Annotated in this window: 14 protein-coding genes; all 14 read left to right on the top strand. The window is 69.4% G+C overall.

Features of this window, described 5'->3' with window-relative positions:
- The first annotated feature begins 59 nt into the window (after positions 1 to 59).
- Positions 60 to 1,385 carry a 3-phosphoshikimate 1-carboxyvinyltransferase gene (gene aroA / locus ACWCP2_RS10110; RefSeq protein WP_450908111.1) on the top strand — a complete coding sequence of 442 codons (1,326 nt, stop codon included), beginning with the start codon at positions 60 to 62 and terminating at the stop codon, positions 1,383 to 1,385.
- A 55-nt stretch (positions 1,386 to 1,440) separates the two neighbouring features.
- Entirely contained in the window at positions 1,441 to 2,166 is a 726-nt protein-coding gene (locus ACWCP2_RS10105; protein WP_450908110.1) for a CTP synthase C-terminal region-related (seleno)protein, read from the top strand.
- 139 nt (positions 2,167 to 2,305) lie between these two features.
- On the top strand, positions 2,306 to 2,485 hold the full coding sequence (locus ACWCP2_RS10100) for a hypothetical protein (protein ID WP_266961743.1): 180 nt from the start codon (positions 2,306 to 2,308) through the stop codon (positions 2,483 to 2,485).
- 16 nt (positions 2,486 to 2,501) lie between these two features.
- Positions 2,502 to 3,728, top strand: coding sequence for a M28 family metallopeptidase (locus ACWCP2_RS10095; protein WP_450908109.1), 1,227 nt, complete (start codon positions 2,502 to 2,504; stop codon positions 3,726 to 3,728).
- 37 nt (positions 3,729 to 3,765) lie between these two features.
- Positions 3,766 to 4,116, top strand: a complete 351-nt coding sequence (locus tag ACWCP2_RS10090; RefSeq protein ID WP_450908108.1) for a carboxymuconolactone decarboxylase family protein — start codon at positions 3,766 to 3,768, stop codon at positions 4,114 to 4,116.
- Between the two features lie 46 nt (positions 4,117 to 4,162).
- The gene (locus tag ACWCP2_RS10085; RefSeq protein WP_450908107.1) at positions 4,163 to 5,437 is read left to right on the top strand and encodes an ATP-grasp domain-containing protein; all 1,275 of its coding nucleotides are present in this window, start codon (positions 4,163 to 4,165) and stop codon (positions 5,435 to 5,437) included.
- 10 nt (positions 5,438 to 5,447) lie between these two features.
- Entirely contained in the window at positions 5,448 to 6,575 is a 1,128-nt protein-coding gene (locus tag ACWCP2_RS10080; RefSeq protein ID WP_450908106.1) for a GNAT family N-acetyltransferase, read from the top strand.
- Positions 6,575 to 7,753, top strand: coding sequence for an ATP-grasp domain-containing protein (locus tag ACWCP2_RS10075; protein WP_450908105.1), 1,179 nt, complete (start codon positions 6,575 to 6,577; stop codon positions 7,751 to 7,753). The genes ACWCP2_RS10080 and ACWCP2_RS10075 overlap by 1 nt, the downstream gene beginning before the upstream one ends.
- 11 nt (positions 7,754 to 7,764) lie before the next feature.
- On the top strand, positions 7,765 to 9,012 hold the full coding sequence (locus tag ACWCP2_RS10070; RefSeq protein ID WP_450908104.1) for an ATP-grasp domain-containing protein: 1,248 nt from the start codon (positions 7,765 to 7,767) through the stop codon (positions 9,010 to 9,012).
- Between the two features lie 309 nt (positions 9,013 to 9,321).
- A complete protein-coding gene (locus ACWCP2_RS10065) occupies positions 9,322 to 11,013 on the top strand; it encodes an ABC transporter ATP-binding protein (RefSeq protein WP_450908103.1) in 1,692 nt (563 codons plus the stop codon).
- Positions 11,010 to 12,932 (top strand): ABC transporter ATP-binding protein, encoded by a 1,923-nt coding sequence (locus tag ACWCP2_RS10060; RefSeq protein WP_450908102.1) that lies wholly within the window; start codon positions 11,010 to 11,012, stop codon positions 12,930 to 12,932. The genes ACWCP2_RS10065 and ACWCP2_RS10060 overlap by 4 nt, the downstream gene beginning before the upstream one ends.
- Complete coding sequence (locus tag ACWCP2_RS10055) at positions 12,925 to 13,284, top strand: hypothetical protein (RefSeq protein WP_450908101.1); 360 nt, start codon at positions 12,925 to 12,927, stop codon at positions 13,282 to 13,284. Before ACWCP2_RS10060 ends, ACWCP2_RS10055 begins: the two co-directional genes overlap by 8 nt.
- 31 nt (positions 13,285 to 13,315) lie before the next feature.
- Positions 13,316 to 13,840 carry a FixH family protein gene (locus ACWCP2_RS10050; RefSeq protein WP_450908100.1) on the top strand — a complete coding sequence of 175 codons (525 nt, stop codon included), beginning with the start codon at positions 13,316 to 13,318 and terminating at the stop codon, positions 13,838 to 13,840.
- Between the two features lie 5 nt (positions 13,841 to 13,845).
- Positions 13,846 to 15,261, top strand: a complete 1,416-nt coding sequence (locus ACWCP2_RS10045; RefSeq protein WP_450908099.1) for an aminotransferase class I/II-fold pyridoxal phosphate-dependent enzyme — start codon at positions 13,846 to 13,848, stop codon at positions 15,259 to 15,261.
- Positions 15,262 to 15,267: the final 6 nt, after the last annotated feature.

Below are 15,267 nucleotides of genomic sequence, written 5' to 3'. Positions count from 1 at the left end.
CCGCAGGCTCGACGGCGTCACCACCGGCGCTACGCCGCCACGATCATGGGGAGAAGGCATTGAGCTCGTTCGAGATCGATCCGCGGCTGAAGGCCGAAAGTGTCACGATCCGACCGCTGCAGACCTTCGACAAGCGAGTCAAGCTCCTTGGCTCAAAGAGCTACTCCAACCGCTACCTCGCGCTCGCCGCCCTGTCCGGGGAGGCGACCACCCTTGAGGGCGCCCTGGTGTGCGACGACACCCAGTACCTTGCCGGAGCGCTGCGCCAGTTCGGGCACGTCGAGGTGGAGATCGATGCGGCCGCCGAGCGCATTACGGTCACCCCCACCGGGCGCAGCATGCGGGCCCCGGCCGAAGAGGTGTACGTCGGCGCGGCCGGCACCCCGATCCGGCTCCTGATCGCCATGGCGGGCCACGCCGAGGGGACGACCGTACTGACCGGAACCAAGCGCATGCAGGAGCGCCCGATGGGCTCGCTCCTCGAAGCGCTGCCCGCTCTGGGGGTCACGGCGGAGGCCGTCCGGGGTAACGGCAGCCCGCCCATCAAGGTCACGGGCCCGAGCTTCCGAGGTGGATCGACGCGCATCAGCGGCGCGGTGAGCTCCCAGTTCACCTCCAGCCTGCTGATCAACGCCACGCTCGCCGAGCAGGACACCGAAGTCCACGTCATCGACGACCTGGTCTCCAAGCCGTACGTCGAGATGACCATCGCCGCACTCGCCGAGATGGGAGTCGTGGTGGAGCGCGACGGCTACACCCGCTTCACCGTGGCCGCCGGCCAGAAGCTGCGCGGTGGCACGGTCACCGTGGAGCCCGATGCCTCGGGTATGTCCTACTTCCTCGCCGCGGCCGCGGTCCTCGGCGGCACGGTCACTATCGCCGGCATCGGCAAGGGATCGAAGCAGGGTGACGTGGGCCTGGTGGCCGCTCTGGTCCGCATGGGCTGTACCGCCGAGATCGGCGACGACTCCATCAACCTGACCGGCGGCGAACTGCACGGCATAGACATCGATATGGAGGCGATGCCCGACGTCGTCCCGACCCTCGCCGTCGTCGCTGCCTTCGCGCAAGGCACCACGCACATCAGCAACATCGCCAGCCTCCGGATCAAGGAGTGCGACCGCATCGCCGCCGTCACCGCCGAGCTGCGGAAGATGGGCATCACCGTCGAAGAGCACCCCGACGCGATGACCATCACCGGCGGCACGCCCCACGGCGCCGTCATCGACACCTACGACGACCACCGCATCGCCATGTGCTTCGCCATCGCCGGACTGCGCACTGAAGGCGTCGTCATCACAGACCCCGGATGCGTCGCCAAGTCGTTCCCGACCTTCTGGCGGGCGCTGGACTCGCTGCACGACGGGGCCGCGAGCACCCTGTGAGCACTGCGCCAGGAGTGCGTCATTCGATGACCGTACAAGGACAGGAGATCTCCCGATGACACCTCGCCCGAGACTGGCTCTCGTAGGCGACCGCAGCGACCGCGTGCCCGCTCACGCCAAGCTGGACGAGGTCACACCCCGCTTCGGTGTCGACGTCGACTGGATTCCCAGCGCCGCCGTGACCGACACCATCGCCGAGTACGACGGCATCTGGGTGGTCCCCGGATCGCCTTACGAAAGCCAGGCCAACGTCCTGCTGGCGATCCGCACGGCACGCACGCTCGGCATCCCCTACCTCGGGACCTGCGGGGGCTTCCAGCACGCGCTGATCGAGTACACCCGCAACGTCCTCGGCATCGAGGACGCGGAGGACGTCCAGTACGACGCGGACGCATCGACGCCGCTGATCGTCCCGCTCGCGTGCTCGCTTGTGGGGGAGACCGCGCCCCTGGAATTCGCCGCCGGAAGCCGGCTGGCCTCCGTCTACCCGGGTCGTGAGTCGACGGTGGAGACCTATCACTGCAAGTACGGCCTCAATCCGGACTACGAGGACACGATCCTCGACAGCGATCTCCGTATCAGCGGCTGGGACGCGGAGAAGGCGCCGCGGGCGATCGAGCTGCCCGACCACCCGTTCTTCATCGGCAGCCTGTTCCAGCCCGAACTGTCGTCGACGGCGGACGAACTGCACCCGCTCATCAGGGGTTTCCTGGCGGCTGTCGCAGCGCGGGCAGGCTCCGGTGCCGCACGGACGACCGCGGCGGCGTCCACCGTCGTCTAACTCCGCTTGAAGAGTGACTGGTTGTGGCGAGATGTCGATCGTCGGCGGTCGTCGCGGCCATTGACACGGCGATCTCTCTGATTCGATACTTGTGTAAGTAAAGAGAGTTCGAATCAAGCGCGAGAGAGGAGCAATGGTCATGACCACGAACTCGACCGAGGCTGCCGAGCAGGAGCCCGTCGGCGGTTTCATCACCGATCCGACGGCCACGGCCGGCGTCTCCCAGGGTGGCTGTTGCGGCGAGCCCGCCGACGAGACCGGCGCGGTTCAGGGCGGCCAGAGCGGCGGCTGCTGCGGCGAGCCTGCCGGCGACAGCTGAGGAAGGCACCTTCGCGATGACCGACACTGCCCAGGGCCAAGAGTCCGATACGGCGATACAGCTGCTGGACGCCTTTGACACGGAACGCGCCCTGACCACGCTCCAGGCCCTGTGCGCGCCGGACATGTCCGGTCGCGCGCCGGGCAGTGCCGGACACGCGCTGGCCACAGAGTTCCTCGAATCGACACTGGCTTCCCACGGCCTGTCGCCCGATCTCGACACCTTCGCCATCCGCGAGGTGATGAGACTCGCGGCGCAGCCCTCCTGCAGCGTGGACGGGCCGGGATTCACCCGCGACCTCGTCCATCGTGCGGAGTTCGCGGAGAATCCGCGCTCGGGCCCTATGTCAGCGGCGCTGACGGGAACCGTGTCCGAAACCGCCGGGGCAGGGGAGTGGGCCGCCCTGCTCAAAGTCCCCCAGGGCGATGCCTTCGTAGCGCTGGCCGACGAGCTCGTGGCGCGCGGCGCGATCGGGATCCTGACCGCGCAGAACGCCGATGCCTCCGGGTATCTCACCAAGCGCGTCCAAGGCCCGCCTCCCGTGAGCCTGCCGGTGATCGCACTTCGCCCTGATGTGCTCGCGGCCTCCATCGGAGGCACGGTCACCGCCCACGTACCCCTGCTGCGCGAGCCCGCCACGGGCACCAACATCATCGCGACGCTGCCCGGAACGGACCCGGACGCCCGTCCCATCCTGCTCACCGCGCACTACGACGGGGTGGGGGCCGACCCCGAGCTGCACTTCCCCTGCGCCGGCGACAACGCCAGCGGGACCGCGGTCCTGTGCGAAGTGGCCCGAGTGCTCGCCTCGGCGGCCCCCTTGCCGCGGCCGGTCATTTTCGCCCTGGTCGACGCCGAGGAGATTGGCACGATCGGTTCCGGCCACCATGCCCGCCGTCTGCGCGAGCAGGGCATCGTGCCCGACGTCCTCAACGTCGACATGGCAGGTAAGGACAACGGGAAGGTCGCGGTCGAGTTGGGGCCGGCCGACCCCACCCCCACGGCCGTCATCGCCGCGCTCGACAGCGCGGGACGACGCCTGGGAATCCAGCTGTACGCCGGCACGGTCTCGTCCGACAACCGGCGGTACGCCTCGGCGGGCTTCCCCGCCGCAGGCATCGGCTTCGGGGCCGCGCACTACCACTCACCCCTCGACGCCCCGGACCGGATCGAACCCGAGGCGCTCAGGAAGGCCGGCCGCCTCGTGCTGGCCGCCGTGCACCACCTCGCAACCCAGAACTGACCCGCATTCCCCCCCTTTCTTCTTGAGGAGTTTCGCCATGGCCGCGGCCCCGCAGTCCGTCTCCACCCAGCTGATCCAGCTCGCCCCCGCCGTCGGGGAGCTCCACGCGGCGTTCTCCAAGGGCTACCAGGAGTTCTTCGGCGCCGTGTTCGACCACGACGCCCTGGAGCCCAAGACCCGCGCGGCGGTTGCCCTGTGTGCCGCGCTCATGCAGGACCGCGAGGAGACCGTTCGCTCCTTCCTGGCCGCCGCCAAGAAGCTGGGGCTGAAGAACGAGGAGATCGGGCAGATCGCCGGCATCGTCGAGGCCATGAAGCTCGACTCCCTGCAGCGCCCCGCTGTCCAGGCAGTCGCAGCCGCAGCCAAGAAGGCCAACACCTGCTGCTAGCAGCGCTCTTGATCCATTCCGAATCTCATCTCGAAGGATCGCGGCAGTGACTGACCCATCCAAGACAGATGCCGGTTTCGTCGTCGTGCTCGGCGGCCGCAGCGAACGGGAACTCGGCGTCGTACGAGACCTGGGGTACCGCGTGCTCCTCGTGGACGAGCAGGTGCCCTGGCACTGCATGTCCTGGGCCGACGCCCATTTCGACGTCGACCTCGACGACTGGGACGCGGTGGCCGACGCGATACGCGGGGAACTGGGCGACGCGCCCCTCGCGGCCGTGCTGACCCACACCGAACCGCGTCTGCCGCTCATGGCCCATCTGAACAGCCGGCTCGCCACGGGTGCACCGGGCCTCGACGAGACCGCGGCCGCCAACTGCCGTGACAAGTTGCTCACCCGCACCGTGTTGAGCGAGGCGGGTCTGCCCGTACCCCGCTTCGCACGGGCCGACACGGCGGACGACGCGGCAGTGGCGGCGGCCGAGTTCGGGTATCCCGTCATCATCAAGCCCCGGGACGGAGCCGGCGCCTTCGGCGTCCGTTGTTGCCCGGACGAGTCGGCCGTGCGCAAGGCGGTCGCCGCGCTGCTCGACGCACCCCCCGGACCCCTGCCGGGAGTTCTGGTCGAGGAGTACGTCGACGGGGCCGAGTACGCCGTCCAGACGATCACCCACGGCACGGACACCACTGTGCTGAGCGTCTTCCGGCAGCACATGACGCCCCCGCCGGTCTTTGTCGAGCTGGGCTACGAACACCCCAGCGGCCTGTCGGACGCGGACCACGACGAGCTCGCGAAGCTGATGCAGGACACGCTGGCCGCCCTGGGCCTGAAGGACTGGATCAGCCACACCCAGATCCGTCGTGGCCCCGACGGTTTCCGCGTCATCGAAGTCAACGCGCGCCGCCCCGGCGGTCGACTGGTGGAGATGACCACCGCGGTCAGCGGTGTCGACATGACGGAGGCCGTCACCCGCCAGGTCCTGGGCCAGCCCCAGGCCGCTGCCGGGACCACGGTGCCGTTCGCCCGTTACACGAGCGTCGTCTTCGACAAGGCCGGCACAGTTCTGTACGACGAGTACACGCCTGAGCCGGGGCCTTCGAGTCCCATCGTCGAGGTCGAGGTCGCGCCGGGGGAGACCGTACAGCCCAAGGAGCACCCCAACGGCGGCGTCTACGGACGCATCGTCGTCTACGGCGAGAGCGCCGAAGAGCTCGACCGCGCCGAGCAGGACGTCCGGGCGGCCCTGAGTCTGCAAGTCGTGTTCACGGACGGCCTCGAGCCGGCCGCGACCGACAGCCGCGAATTCAAGTCGTGCTGCTGAGGTGGCCCATATGACCCTCACCCAGCCCGCCCTCGGCGTGTCGGGGCAGCACAGGATCGACGTCCTCTCCACGATCCACGAGGCCGATACCGAGGACTGGAACCGCGTCGTCGCTCTCGCGGGCGGGAGCGTCTTCCACACGTGGCAGTGGCTCGCCGCGTTCGAGGACGCTCCGCCCGGCAGCTTCGAGCCCCGCCATCTCCTGGCCTACGAGGACGGCAGGCTGGTGGCGGTGTGCCCCACCTTCCTGGTGCACTCGTGCCCCCGTCTCTCTTACCTCACCGAGCTCGCCCAGCTTCCCCTCGACGGTCCCGTGCTCCTGGCCCACAGCCTCGCCGCCCTCGAAGGCGGGCCCCTGGCCGTCCCCGGTCATGAGGACGCGATCGTGTCCCTTGTGAACTCGCTGGAGACGACCGCCCGGGAAAGCGGAGCGCGGACGTGGGGCGTGGCCAACGCCGCCGCGGGTGAACCGATCGGGCTGCTGATACGGCACGGCTACGCTACGGCGCACATCACGACCTCGTACCGCTGCACCACGAATGTTCCCTCCGCGGCCGAGTACTGGAACTTCGCCGAAGGACGCCTGCGCCGGAAGCTCGCCAAAGAGCGCCGGGTATCGGGACGCGGAATCACGGTGGCCGAGAATGCGGCCGACGCGGACACGCTCGTCCGACTGGTCCAGTCCCTCCTCACAGACCGGGGCACACCCACCGACGTTCTCCCCGAAGAGTTCCTAAAGGCGATGAAGACCCGGCTGGCACCCTTCGAGCACACCCTCACGGCCGTCGACAGCGACCAGCAGGCCGTGGGGATCTTCGCCGGCTGGCAGTTCGGGCCGACGCTGTCGATGTGGCTGGCCGGGCTCGACACGGAGCGGCTGTCCTCCTTCGTCCCGTACCGGGCCATGGCGGCGCGGCTGGTGGAGGGCGCGGTCGCCACGGACGTGGCGTCGATCGACCTCGGCCGGTCCAACGGGCCGGAGAAGCGCAAACTGGGCGCGCATCCCGTACCCCTCTACCTTGCGCTGAACACGTCGGACCGCGGGGACAGAGCTGCATTGCACGCGGCGTGCCAACGGCTCGAACAGCGGTGCCAGGGCCCCGACGAGCAACTCGACATGAGCAAGAGGTGCTGCTGATGGACGCGGACACGCGCCCCACGGTGGCATGCGTCTCGGGCCGCCGCGTCGTCGATGTCCTCAATGACCTCGGCGCACGGTCGATCCTCCTCGGCGACCCCACTCCGCTGGACCTGGCGTGCCAGGTCGACGTTCCTCTCGACGTCGACCTCGGTGACTGGCCGGCCGCTGAGGCGGCGCTGCGCCGACTGCACGCGGCCCGCCCCCTCGAAGCGGTCTTCAGCGTCTATGACGCGCACCTGCCGCTGGCGAGTTACCTCGCCGCCCGACTCGGGGTACGCGGACTCGACCTCCAGGCCGCCCTGACCTGCCACGACAAGATCCGCATGAGAATGGCCCTCGCCAGTGGGGGAGTGCGGGTCCCGGAGTATCTGCCGGCCGCCGATCCGGCGGACGTGCCGACTGCCGCGAAGCGACTGGGGCTGCCCGTCGTCGTCAAGAAGGCGACGGGGTCCGGAGGCCGGGGCAGCATGCTGTGCCGAAGCCTCCGAGAGGTGACCCATGCCGTCGATGTGCTCGGCCCTACCGCGCTCATCGTGGAGCGGGCCGTGGAAGGACCCGAGTACGCCGTCCAGAGCATCACCAGCGGTGGAAAGACCGAAGTGGTCAGCATCCTGGCGCAGTACGTCGGTCCAGGTCCCCGGCAGGCGGAGACCGGCTACGACTTTCCCAGCGGGCTCTCCCACGACGTGGAGAACGAGCTGGCGGTGTTCGTAGCCGAGGCTCTGGCCGTACTCGGCTTCGACCACAGCGTCTCCCACACCCAGGTGCGGCTGACCGAGGACGGTCCCGTCCTGATCAACGTGGCCGCCCGCCCGCCCGGCGGCCAGCTGTGGGCCGCGACCGAGCGCGTGAGCGGCATCGACCTGACGCGCGCCGCCGCGGAGATCGCACTCGGACTGCCGGTCACGCGGAGCACTCCCAGCGCGACCCGCGTGCTGTACCGGTGCGTGACCTTCGACCGGCCCGGCCGGGCCTGGTACGACCTCGACGGCATCGACGCCCCCGCGGTCACGCTCGACGTCGACCCCGGTGACAGCGTCCGGAGCGTCGACGACCCGGAGGGCGGCAGCTACGGCCGCATCGTGGTCTACGGCGACGACCCCGCGGAGCTGGAGAGCAGATACCGCGCCATCTTCGAATCGCTCGGCCCCCGCGTCGAGCCAGACAACCAGTAGGTGATGGTTCCGTGCCCCCTCGCGTTCTCGTCCTCAGTGGACAGCGCACCGTACAGCAGTTGAAGGAACAGACGGACTACGACGTCGTGTTCGCCGAGGAGAACATGACCATCGAGCAGGTCATGCTCGCCGACTACCCGCTGGAGGTCGACTTCCGTGACTGGGACGAGGTGATAGCCCTGGTGGCCGGGGCTCACGCGGACCAGCCCATCGACGCCGTCGTCACCGGAGTCGAACGCCTCGTACCCCTCGCAGGGCGCCTGCGGGCCGAGTTGAAGCTCGAACACGGCATCACCGAGCAGGCCGCCCGCGCCTGCATCGACAAGGCCGAGACTCACCGGCTCCTTGCGGCGGCCGGTGTCCCCGTGCCCCGAAACCGGGTGGTCGGCGGGGTCCTGGAGGGCGGCGAGGCCGCGCAGGAGCTCGGGCTTCCCGTCGTCGTGAAGCCGCGCGACGCCTCCAGCGCCGCCGGCCTCAAGTACTGCGAGACCCGGGGCGATGTGGAGGGGGCGGTTGGCGACATCCTGGCCGCCGGCCGCGACTCTGCGCTCATCGAGGAGTACGTGACAGGACCCGAGTTCGGGGTGTTCGCCACCCGGATCGGGGGGCGGACCGAGGTCGTCTGGGTCGTCGAGGGCGAGGTCGGCCCGCCGCCGACCTTCGTCAAGGTCGGCGGGTACTTCCCCAGCCGGCTCGACGAGGAGCGACGCGCGGAGCTCGACGAGCTCGCGGACCGCGTCCTGGCGGCCGTCGGACTGGACGACTGGGTCGCGGCCCTCCAGTTCACCCTCACCTCTGACGGCTGGCGTGCGGGGGAGATCAACCCCAGGGTTCCCGGCGGGCAGGCCGTCGAGATGATCCGGTCCACCACCGGCTACGAGCCCAGCCTCATCGCCACCGAGGCCGCTCTCGGGCGCCAAGCGGAGCCCCGGGCAGCCAAGTTCGGCTTCGGGCTGTACCGCAGCATCGTCTTCGACGCGAGCGGGCGTATCGACTACAACGCCCAGGCCGTCGGGTCGCTGACCGGTCTGGAGTCTGTATCGCCGCCGTTCGTCGAGTTCGACGTCGCACCGGGTGACGCGGTCCTGCCCGTGGAGCATCCGCGGGGCGGCGCCTTCGGCCGCATCGTGCTGGCCGGCGAGAGCGCGGAGCAGCTGGAGCGCGACTACGCCAAGGTCATGGAGCAGCTCGCGGTCCGGCTGGTCGACGACTCCGCGGCTGCCGCCGCCGTGGACCGCGCGCACACCAGTTGCTGCTGACAACTGACAACTGGGGCTTCTGTAACACCTGTTGACGCTCAACCAGATCTCGTGATTCGATACTTTTGAAAGTATCGAATCAACAAGTACGGAGAGGAGGAACCCATGGCTGAGGACATGATCGGATCCGGCTGCTGCGAGAGCAGCGGCGTCGAGGACGTCGCCGAGGACGGCCAGGAGTGCGGCTGCGCCTGCGCTTGCTGCGACTAGCCCTCCGAGTCGCCCCTCAGGGGCACACGGCGGGCCGTGCTCCGTCGGAGCGCGGCCCGCTCCCACCATCAACCCACGACACCCAGAGGGGGGTCGACGTTGAACGAATCGCTTCGTGCCCTGCGCTTCATCTATGGCTACCCGCTGCGCTACCGCCGCGAGATCATCACCGCCACGGTGGTCATGTTCCTCGGCCTCCTCGGCAACATAGCCGTGCCGCTCCTGATGCGGTCCGCCATCGACATCGGAGTCCTCGGCGGCGAGTCCAGCAGCCTGCTCACGACGTCGCTGGGCGTACTGGCCGCCGGTGTGGTCACGACGGCTCTGCTGCACTTCGGCAAGCGCATGCGGTTCTCGGTAGCCAGCAAGGCAGTCAACGACCTGCGGGAGGACCTCTTCCGCAAGCTCGTGCACCTGGGCCCCGCCGACGTGGCGGAAGCCTCCGGCGGCCGGGCGCTCACCCGGCTCATCTCCGACGCCGTCGCCGTCCGCGGACTGACCAACGGCGGTCTGCTGGAACTGCTCAACCAGGTGCTGGTCACGCTCGCCATGCTGATCACGGCGCTGATCATCGACGCCCGGACGACCCTGCTGGCCCTCATCCCCCTGGTCTTCGTCGCCATCGGGAACTTCACGGTGCAGCTTCGCCTGCAGCGGGCCTTCATCGAACTCAAGGGCCAGTTCACCAAGCTCCTCGCCGGCGTAGGCGAGTCCCTGGCCAACATCAATGTGGTCAAGTCGTACGGCCGTGAGACGGACGCGTCGGACCGCCTGAACAAGGTGAACGAGGCGCACTCGGCCCGCGACGGCCAGATGAAGCGCACGTACAGCCGCTGGGAAGCCGCCCTCAACGTCATCGGTGGTCTTCCGACCCCGATCGCCCTGTGGGCCGGAGGCAACGCGGTCCTCGCCGGCACCAGCACCGTGGGCGACCTCGTCGCCGTCGTCGCGCTGGTGATGATGTTCCAGATGAGCATCCACATGCTCGCCATGCACACCAACGGGGCGTTCCGCAGCGTGGTGACCGCGCAGCGGCTCCTGCGCATCATCGACGCCCCCTCCGTCCTCAGCACACGTGAGGGCAGCGAGGAGATCCCGACCCTGGGCGCGCTCCACGCCACCGGCATCGACGTGGACATCGCCGGCCGCCGGATCCTGGACAAGGTCGACTTCCACGTGAAGGCCGGCGAGACTGTCGCCCTGACCGGTCCCACCGGCAGCGGCAAGTCCACCCTGCTGCACGTACTGGCTCGCCTGCGCGACCCGGACTCCGGCACCGTCACGTACGACGGCGCGGACGCCCGCTCGTACGCACCGAGCGCCCTGCGCCGACGCATCGTCTGCCTGCCGCAGCGACAGTGGATCTTCGAGGGAACCCTTGAGGACAACGTCCGCTTCGCGCGCCCCGAGGCCACCCGAGAGGAGACGGCCGACGCCGTCGAGGCCGCCGGACTCTCCCACATACCGCTCGACCGCCGCTTCGGGGCGAGCACCCTCGACCTGTCGGCGGGGGAGCGCCAGCGCATCGGCCTCGCGCGTGTCCTGCTCGTGGACCCCGAGATCCTGCTGCTCGACAACCCCACGGCGAACCTGGATGCCGAGACCGAGGCCGAGCTCCTGGAGACCGTCCTGCGGGTCCGCCGGGGCCGCACCCTGATCATCGCCTCGCAGCAGGCCGCGGTCAGCAGTTACGTCGACCGCACCGTCAGCCTCGCCTCCCGGGAGTCCTCGGTGGACGTCACGGCCACGCTCGCCGGCGCGACCACCCTCGAGGGAGGAAAGGAATCATGACCACCATCGCGACCGCGGAAGTCCTGGACGGCAAGGAGACGTGGCGGACGCTGCTGCGAGCCGTCCGGCGATTCCTTCCCTACCTGAAGCCCCACTGGTTCTGGCTCAGTGTCGCCACGGCGATGGCCGTCGTGAACACCATCGCCACCATCGCGGTCATGTACACGGTGATGGCCGGCATCGGGCACATCGTCATCGGCGACATGGAGGCCGTCCGGTCGACGGCGCTCAACCTCGTGCTGCTGACGGTCGTCGAAAACCTCATCCGCATCACCTACAACTCGGCGATGATCCGGGTCAACGAGGCCCTGACGGTCACGATCCGCAACGACCTCGTGGCCCGCCTGCACAACGTGCAGCTCTCGCGGCACGTGTCCCAGGCCAGCGGCGAATGGGTCACACGGGTCCTCTTCGAGGCCAACCGGTTCAGGGGCTTCCTGACGAAGACCCTGATGGAGGTGACCAACAGCGTCATCTGGTTCGTCGCGTTCGCCGTCTTCTTGCTGGCCCTCAGCCCCGCCGTGGCCCTGCCGACCCTCGTCATCATTCCGCTGATGACGTGGATCTCGGTCAAGTGGACGGTGCGTCTGCGACCCGATACCCACGCACAGCGCGAGGGCTGGGACCAGATGGTGGGCTACATGAACCAGCGGATCGACGGCCTGGAGGACATCCGCTCCTTCGGCCAGGAGGAGGCGGTCCTCACCGATCTGCGCGCGCGCTCCGAGGAATACAGCACGGTCCACAACCGGCTCTCCCGCAAGCGGCTCTGGCTCACGTCCCACCTGGGCTTCAGCGTGTTCCTCGCCCTGGCCCTGCTGATCTTCTTCGGCGGCCTGCAGATCATCAACGGACACCAGCTGGGTTCCGGATTCTTCTTCGACATGGCCTCCGGCATGATGCCGATGACGTGGATGCTCCTGGGCACCAACACCATGATGGCGTCGATGGGCATGGCCTCGGGCACCGCCCTGGCCGCCGGTACCCTCGCGGCCTTCGCGCTCTTCGTCAAGCGCATGCTCAACCCGGTACGGGACCTCGCCGGCATGATCGGCCAGTCGTCCGACATGGCCGCCTCCGCGGGCCGCATCCTCGACGTGCTCGACCTGGAGGAGGAGCAGGGCGGCTCCGGCACCCTGCCGCCCGTCGAGGGAGCCGTCGCCATCGAGGACGTCACCTTCGCCTACGGCGCCGACGGACCCGAGGTCCTCCACGGCATCACCCTGCGCGCCGAGCCCGGCCAGCACATCGGAATCGTGGGCACGAGCGGCGCCGGCAAGAGCACCCTGATGCAGCTGCTGGTGCGGCTCTACACACCGACGAGCGGCACCGTCCGCATCGACGGACACGACCTCACCGACATGAGCAGCTCCTCCGTGCGTTCCCAGGTGCTCCTGGTCACCCAGGAGGCCCAGCTCTTCGACGGCACCGTCTCCGAGAACATCCTCTTCGGCCGCCCCGACGCCACCGAGGAGCAGGTCGTCGAGGCAGCCCGGGCGGTAGGGGCGTACGAGGTCATCTCCGACCTGCGCAACGGTTTCCAGACCCGGGTCGGCGAACGCGGCTCGCGCCTGTCGGTGGGCGAGCGGCAGATCATCGCCCTGGCCCGCGCCATGCTCGCGGACCCCCGCGTCATCGTCCTGGACGAGGCCATCTCCAGCGTCGACCCCGACCGGCAGCGCATCGTCTTCGCCGCGATCCGCCGCCTCCTCGAAGGCCGTACGGCGATCGTCGTCGCCCACTGGCTGACCCTCGTCGAGGACCTCGACCAGGTCTTCGTCCTGGAGGACGGACGCATCGTCGAATCCGGGCGGCCCGTCGAGCTGCTCACCGCGGGCGGCCGGCTCACCGAACTGTGCCAGGCCCAGGAGGGCCGCACCCACAAGAACACCACTGGAAAGGACGTCAACCATGTCTGACACGAACCTCGGAAGCATGTTCTGGGACGCCACCCAGCAGACGGCGGCCGCGCCCGTCGAGGCCCCGAAGGCATCCTCCTGCTGCGGCCCCAAGCCGGCCGCCGACAAGGCCGAGCAGGCGGAGAAGGCGGAGAAGGCCGCACCGGCCGTCCACGTCCACGCGCACAAGGCGTCGTCCTGCTGCGGCCCGAAGCCCGCGGCCGACGCGGCCGAGGCCCCGAAGAAGTCCTCCTCCTGCTGCACCCCGAAGCCCGCCGCCGTGGCGGCCGATGCGGCCGAGAAGACCGAGACGGCGGCGAAGACCGACGAGCCCGCCGCGGCGCAGCCGGCGAAGAAGTCCTGCTGCGGCTGACCCTCACCACCCGTCCTCCTAAGGAGAACCGATGACCTGGCGCACGGCCACCACCCAGCCTGCCGCGTGGCACAGCAAGGCGGCGCGACGAGCTGGACCCCGCACCCACAAGGGGGTGGTGCGCCTCGCGGCCGTCACCGGTGCAGTCCTGGCCGCCGTACTCGTGAGCGGCTGCGGCCCGTCCAAGCCCGCCGCTCCGGCCGCCACCGGCCCGCACGACCTCGACGCGAGCTGCAGCAGCACCAAGACCGACGCCGGTCTGGCGGTCACCTTGACGGTGACTCCCTGCCCGGCCAAGGGCGGCGGTTCGGCGAGCAAGGCCTCCGTCACCGTCAAGGACGCGGCGGGCACGGCCGTGGAGGGGGCGAAGGTCGAGGTCAACTCGGAGATGCCCAACATGAAGATGAAGGGCGGCAAGCAGTCCGCGGGTGCGAAGGGCGACGGGTACGAGTCGAAGCTCGTCCTGGGCATGCCCGGCGACTGGCGGATCAGTGTCCTCGTCACTCCGGGGTCCGGCCAGGCATCCACGACGGTGTTCAACGTGAAGGCGGGATAGGGGCCGTGCTCAGTACACGAGCGCGGATCCTGCCCGCCTCCAGCACCGCCGCCCTGGACGCGCACATCAAGAGCCTGATGGCGGACGGCGCCGACGTCATCAACCTCACCGGCGGCGAACTCGACTTCCCCACGCCGGACCAAGCGGCAGACGGGGCCCGGCAGGCGATCTCCGGGGGACTGACCCGGTACACCCCGGTCGCCGGCATCGGCCCCCTGCGCGAGGCCATCGCCCGGCGGCTGGAGAGCCACTGGGGATCCACCTACACAGCGGCGCAGATCGTCACCACCAACGGCGCCAAGCAGGCACTCGCCCAGCTCTTCACCGTCCTGTGCGACCCCGGCGACGAGGTCATCCTGCAGGCGCCGTACTGGGTGAGCTTCCCGCACATGATCCGGCTCGCCGGAGCCACGCCCGTCGTCGTGGACACGGCCGACACCGGCTTCAAGCTCACCCCCGAGCTGCTCCGGGCGCACATCACCCCGAGCACCCGGGTCGTGCTGCTCAACAATCCCTCCAACCCCACGGGCGTGGTGTACGACCGGCCGGAGCTCCTTGCCCTGGCCCGTGTCGCCGTAGAACACGACCTCGTCATCGTCAGCGACGAGATCTACGGGGACCTCGTCCACGAGGGCGCCTCCTTCACGAGCGTCGCCTCACTCGGGCCGGACATAGCCGAGCGCACAATCACCGTCGGGGGCTTCTCGAAGACCTACGCGATGACGGGATGGCGGATCGGCTTCGCGGCCGCCCCCTTGCCGGTGGCCGCGGCTCTGACCGCCGTACAGGGGCACACCAGCTCCGCCCCGTCCTCGATCTCGCAGTACGCGGCGCTCGCCGCGCTGACCGGCGACACTGACGTCGAACTGGCCCGGCGCGCCATCGAGCTCAACACCCGCAGGTCACTCATGCGGGATGGCCTCGCCACCCTGCCGCACCTGCGCCTGGCCGCGGAACCCCAGGGCGGGTTCTTCGCCCTGGTCGACGTACGGGGCCTCTACCGGCACCCCGACGACGATGCCGGCACCGTCGCCAAGGACCTGCTGGAGCACGCCGGAGTGGCGGTCATGCCCGGCCGCGACTTCGGGGCACCGGACCTGGTCCGCCTCTCGTACGCGGTGGGCGCCGAGGACATCTCCCAGGCACTGCACCGCATCGGTACCTACCTGAAGACCATCAACGATCGGAGAACTCCCATGAGCAGCAACGCCACCGCGTTCGAGGTCCACGGCATGACCTGCGGCGGCTGCGCCAAGCGCATCCGTACGGCCATCGTGACGGACCTCGGTGAGGGCACCGAGGTGACCGTCGACCACAAGGCCGGCCGCGTCACGGTCAGCTCCACCGGCGAGTTCGGATCCGACGCCGTCCAGGCGGCCGTCGAGCGCGCCGGCTACAAGTTCGTCGGAACCGCGGCGTGAACCCGC

Source organism: Streptomyces sp. NPDC002104 (assembly GCF_053593795.1).
The sequence above is the reverse complement of the archived record's forward strand: the minus strand, read 5'-3'. Positions and strand labels throughout refer to the sequence as shown.

Coding starts and splice junctions, on each gene's coding strand:
- ACWCP2_RS10105 (WP_450908110.1), top strand. CDS start 1,441: ATGACACCTCGCCCGAGACTGGCTCTCGTAGGCGACCGCAGCGACCGC.
- ACWCP2_RS10100 (WP_266961743.1), top strand. CDS start 2,306: ATGACCACGAACTCGACCGAGGCTGCCGAGCAGGAGCCCGTCGGCGGT.
- ACWCP2_RS10095 (WP_450908109.1), top strand. CDS start 2,502: ATGACCGACACTGCCCAGGGCCAAGAGTCCGATACGGCGATACAGCTG.
- ACWCP2_RS10090 (WP_450908108.1), top strand. CDS start 3,766: ATGGCCGCGGCCCCGCAGTCCGTCTCCACCCAGCTGATCCAGCTCGCC.
- ACWCP2_RS10080 (WP_450908106.1), top strand. CDS start 5,448: ATGACCCTCACCCAGCCCGCCCTCGGCGTGTCGGGGCAGCACAGGATC.
- ACWCP2_RS10075 (WP_450908105.1), top strand. CDS start 6,575: ATGGACGCGGACACGCGCCCCACGGTGGCATGCGTCTCGGGCCGCCGC.
- ACWCP2_RS10060 (WP_450908102.1), top strand. CDS start 11,010: ATGACCACCATCGCGACCGCGGAAGTCCTGGACGGCAAGGAGACGTGG.
- ACWCP2_RS10055 (WP_450908101.1), top strand. CDS start 12,925: ATGTCTGACACGAACCTCGGAAGCATGTTCTGGGACGCCACCCAGCAG.
- ACWCP2_RS10050 (WP_450908100.1), top strand. CDS start 13,316: ATGACCTGGCGCACGGCCACCACCCAGCCTGCCGCGTGGCACAGCAAG.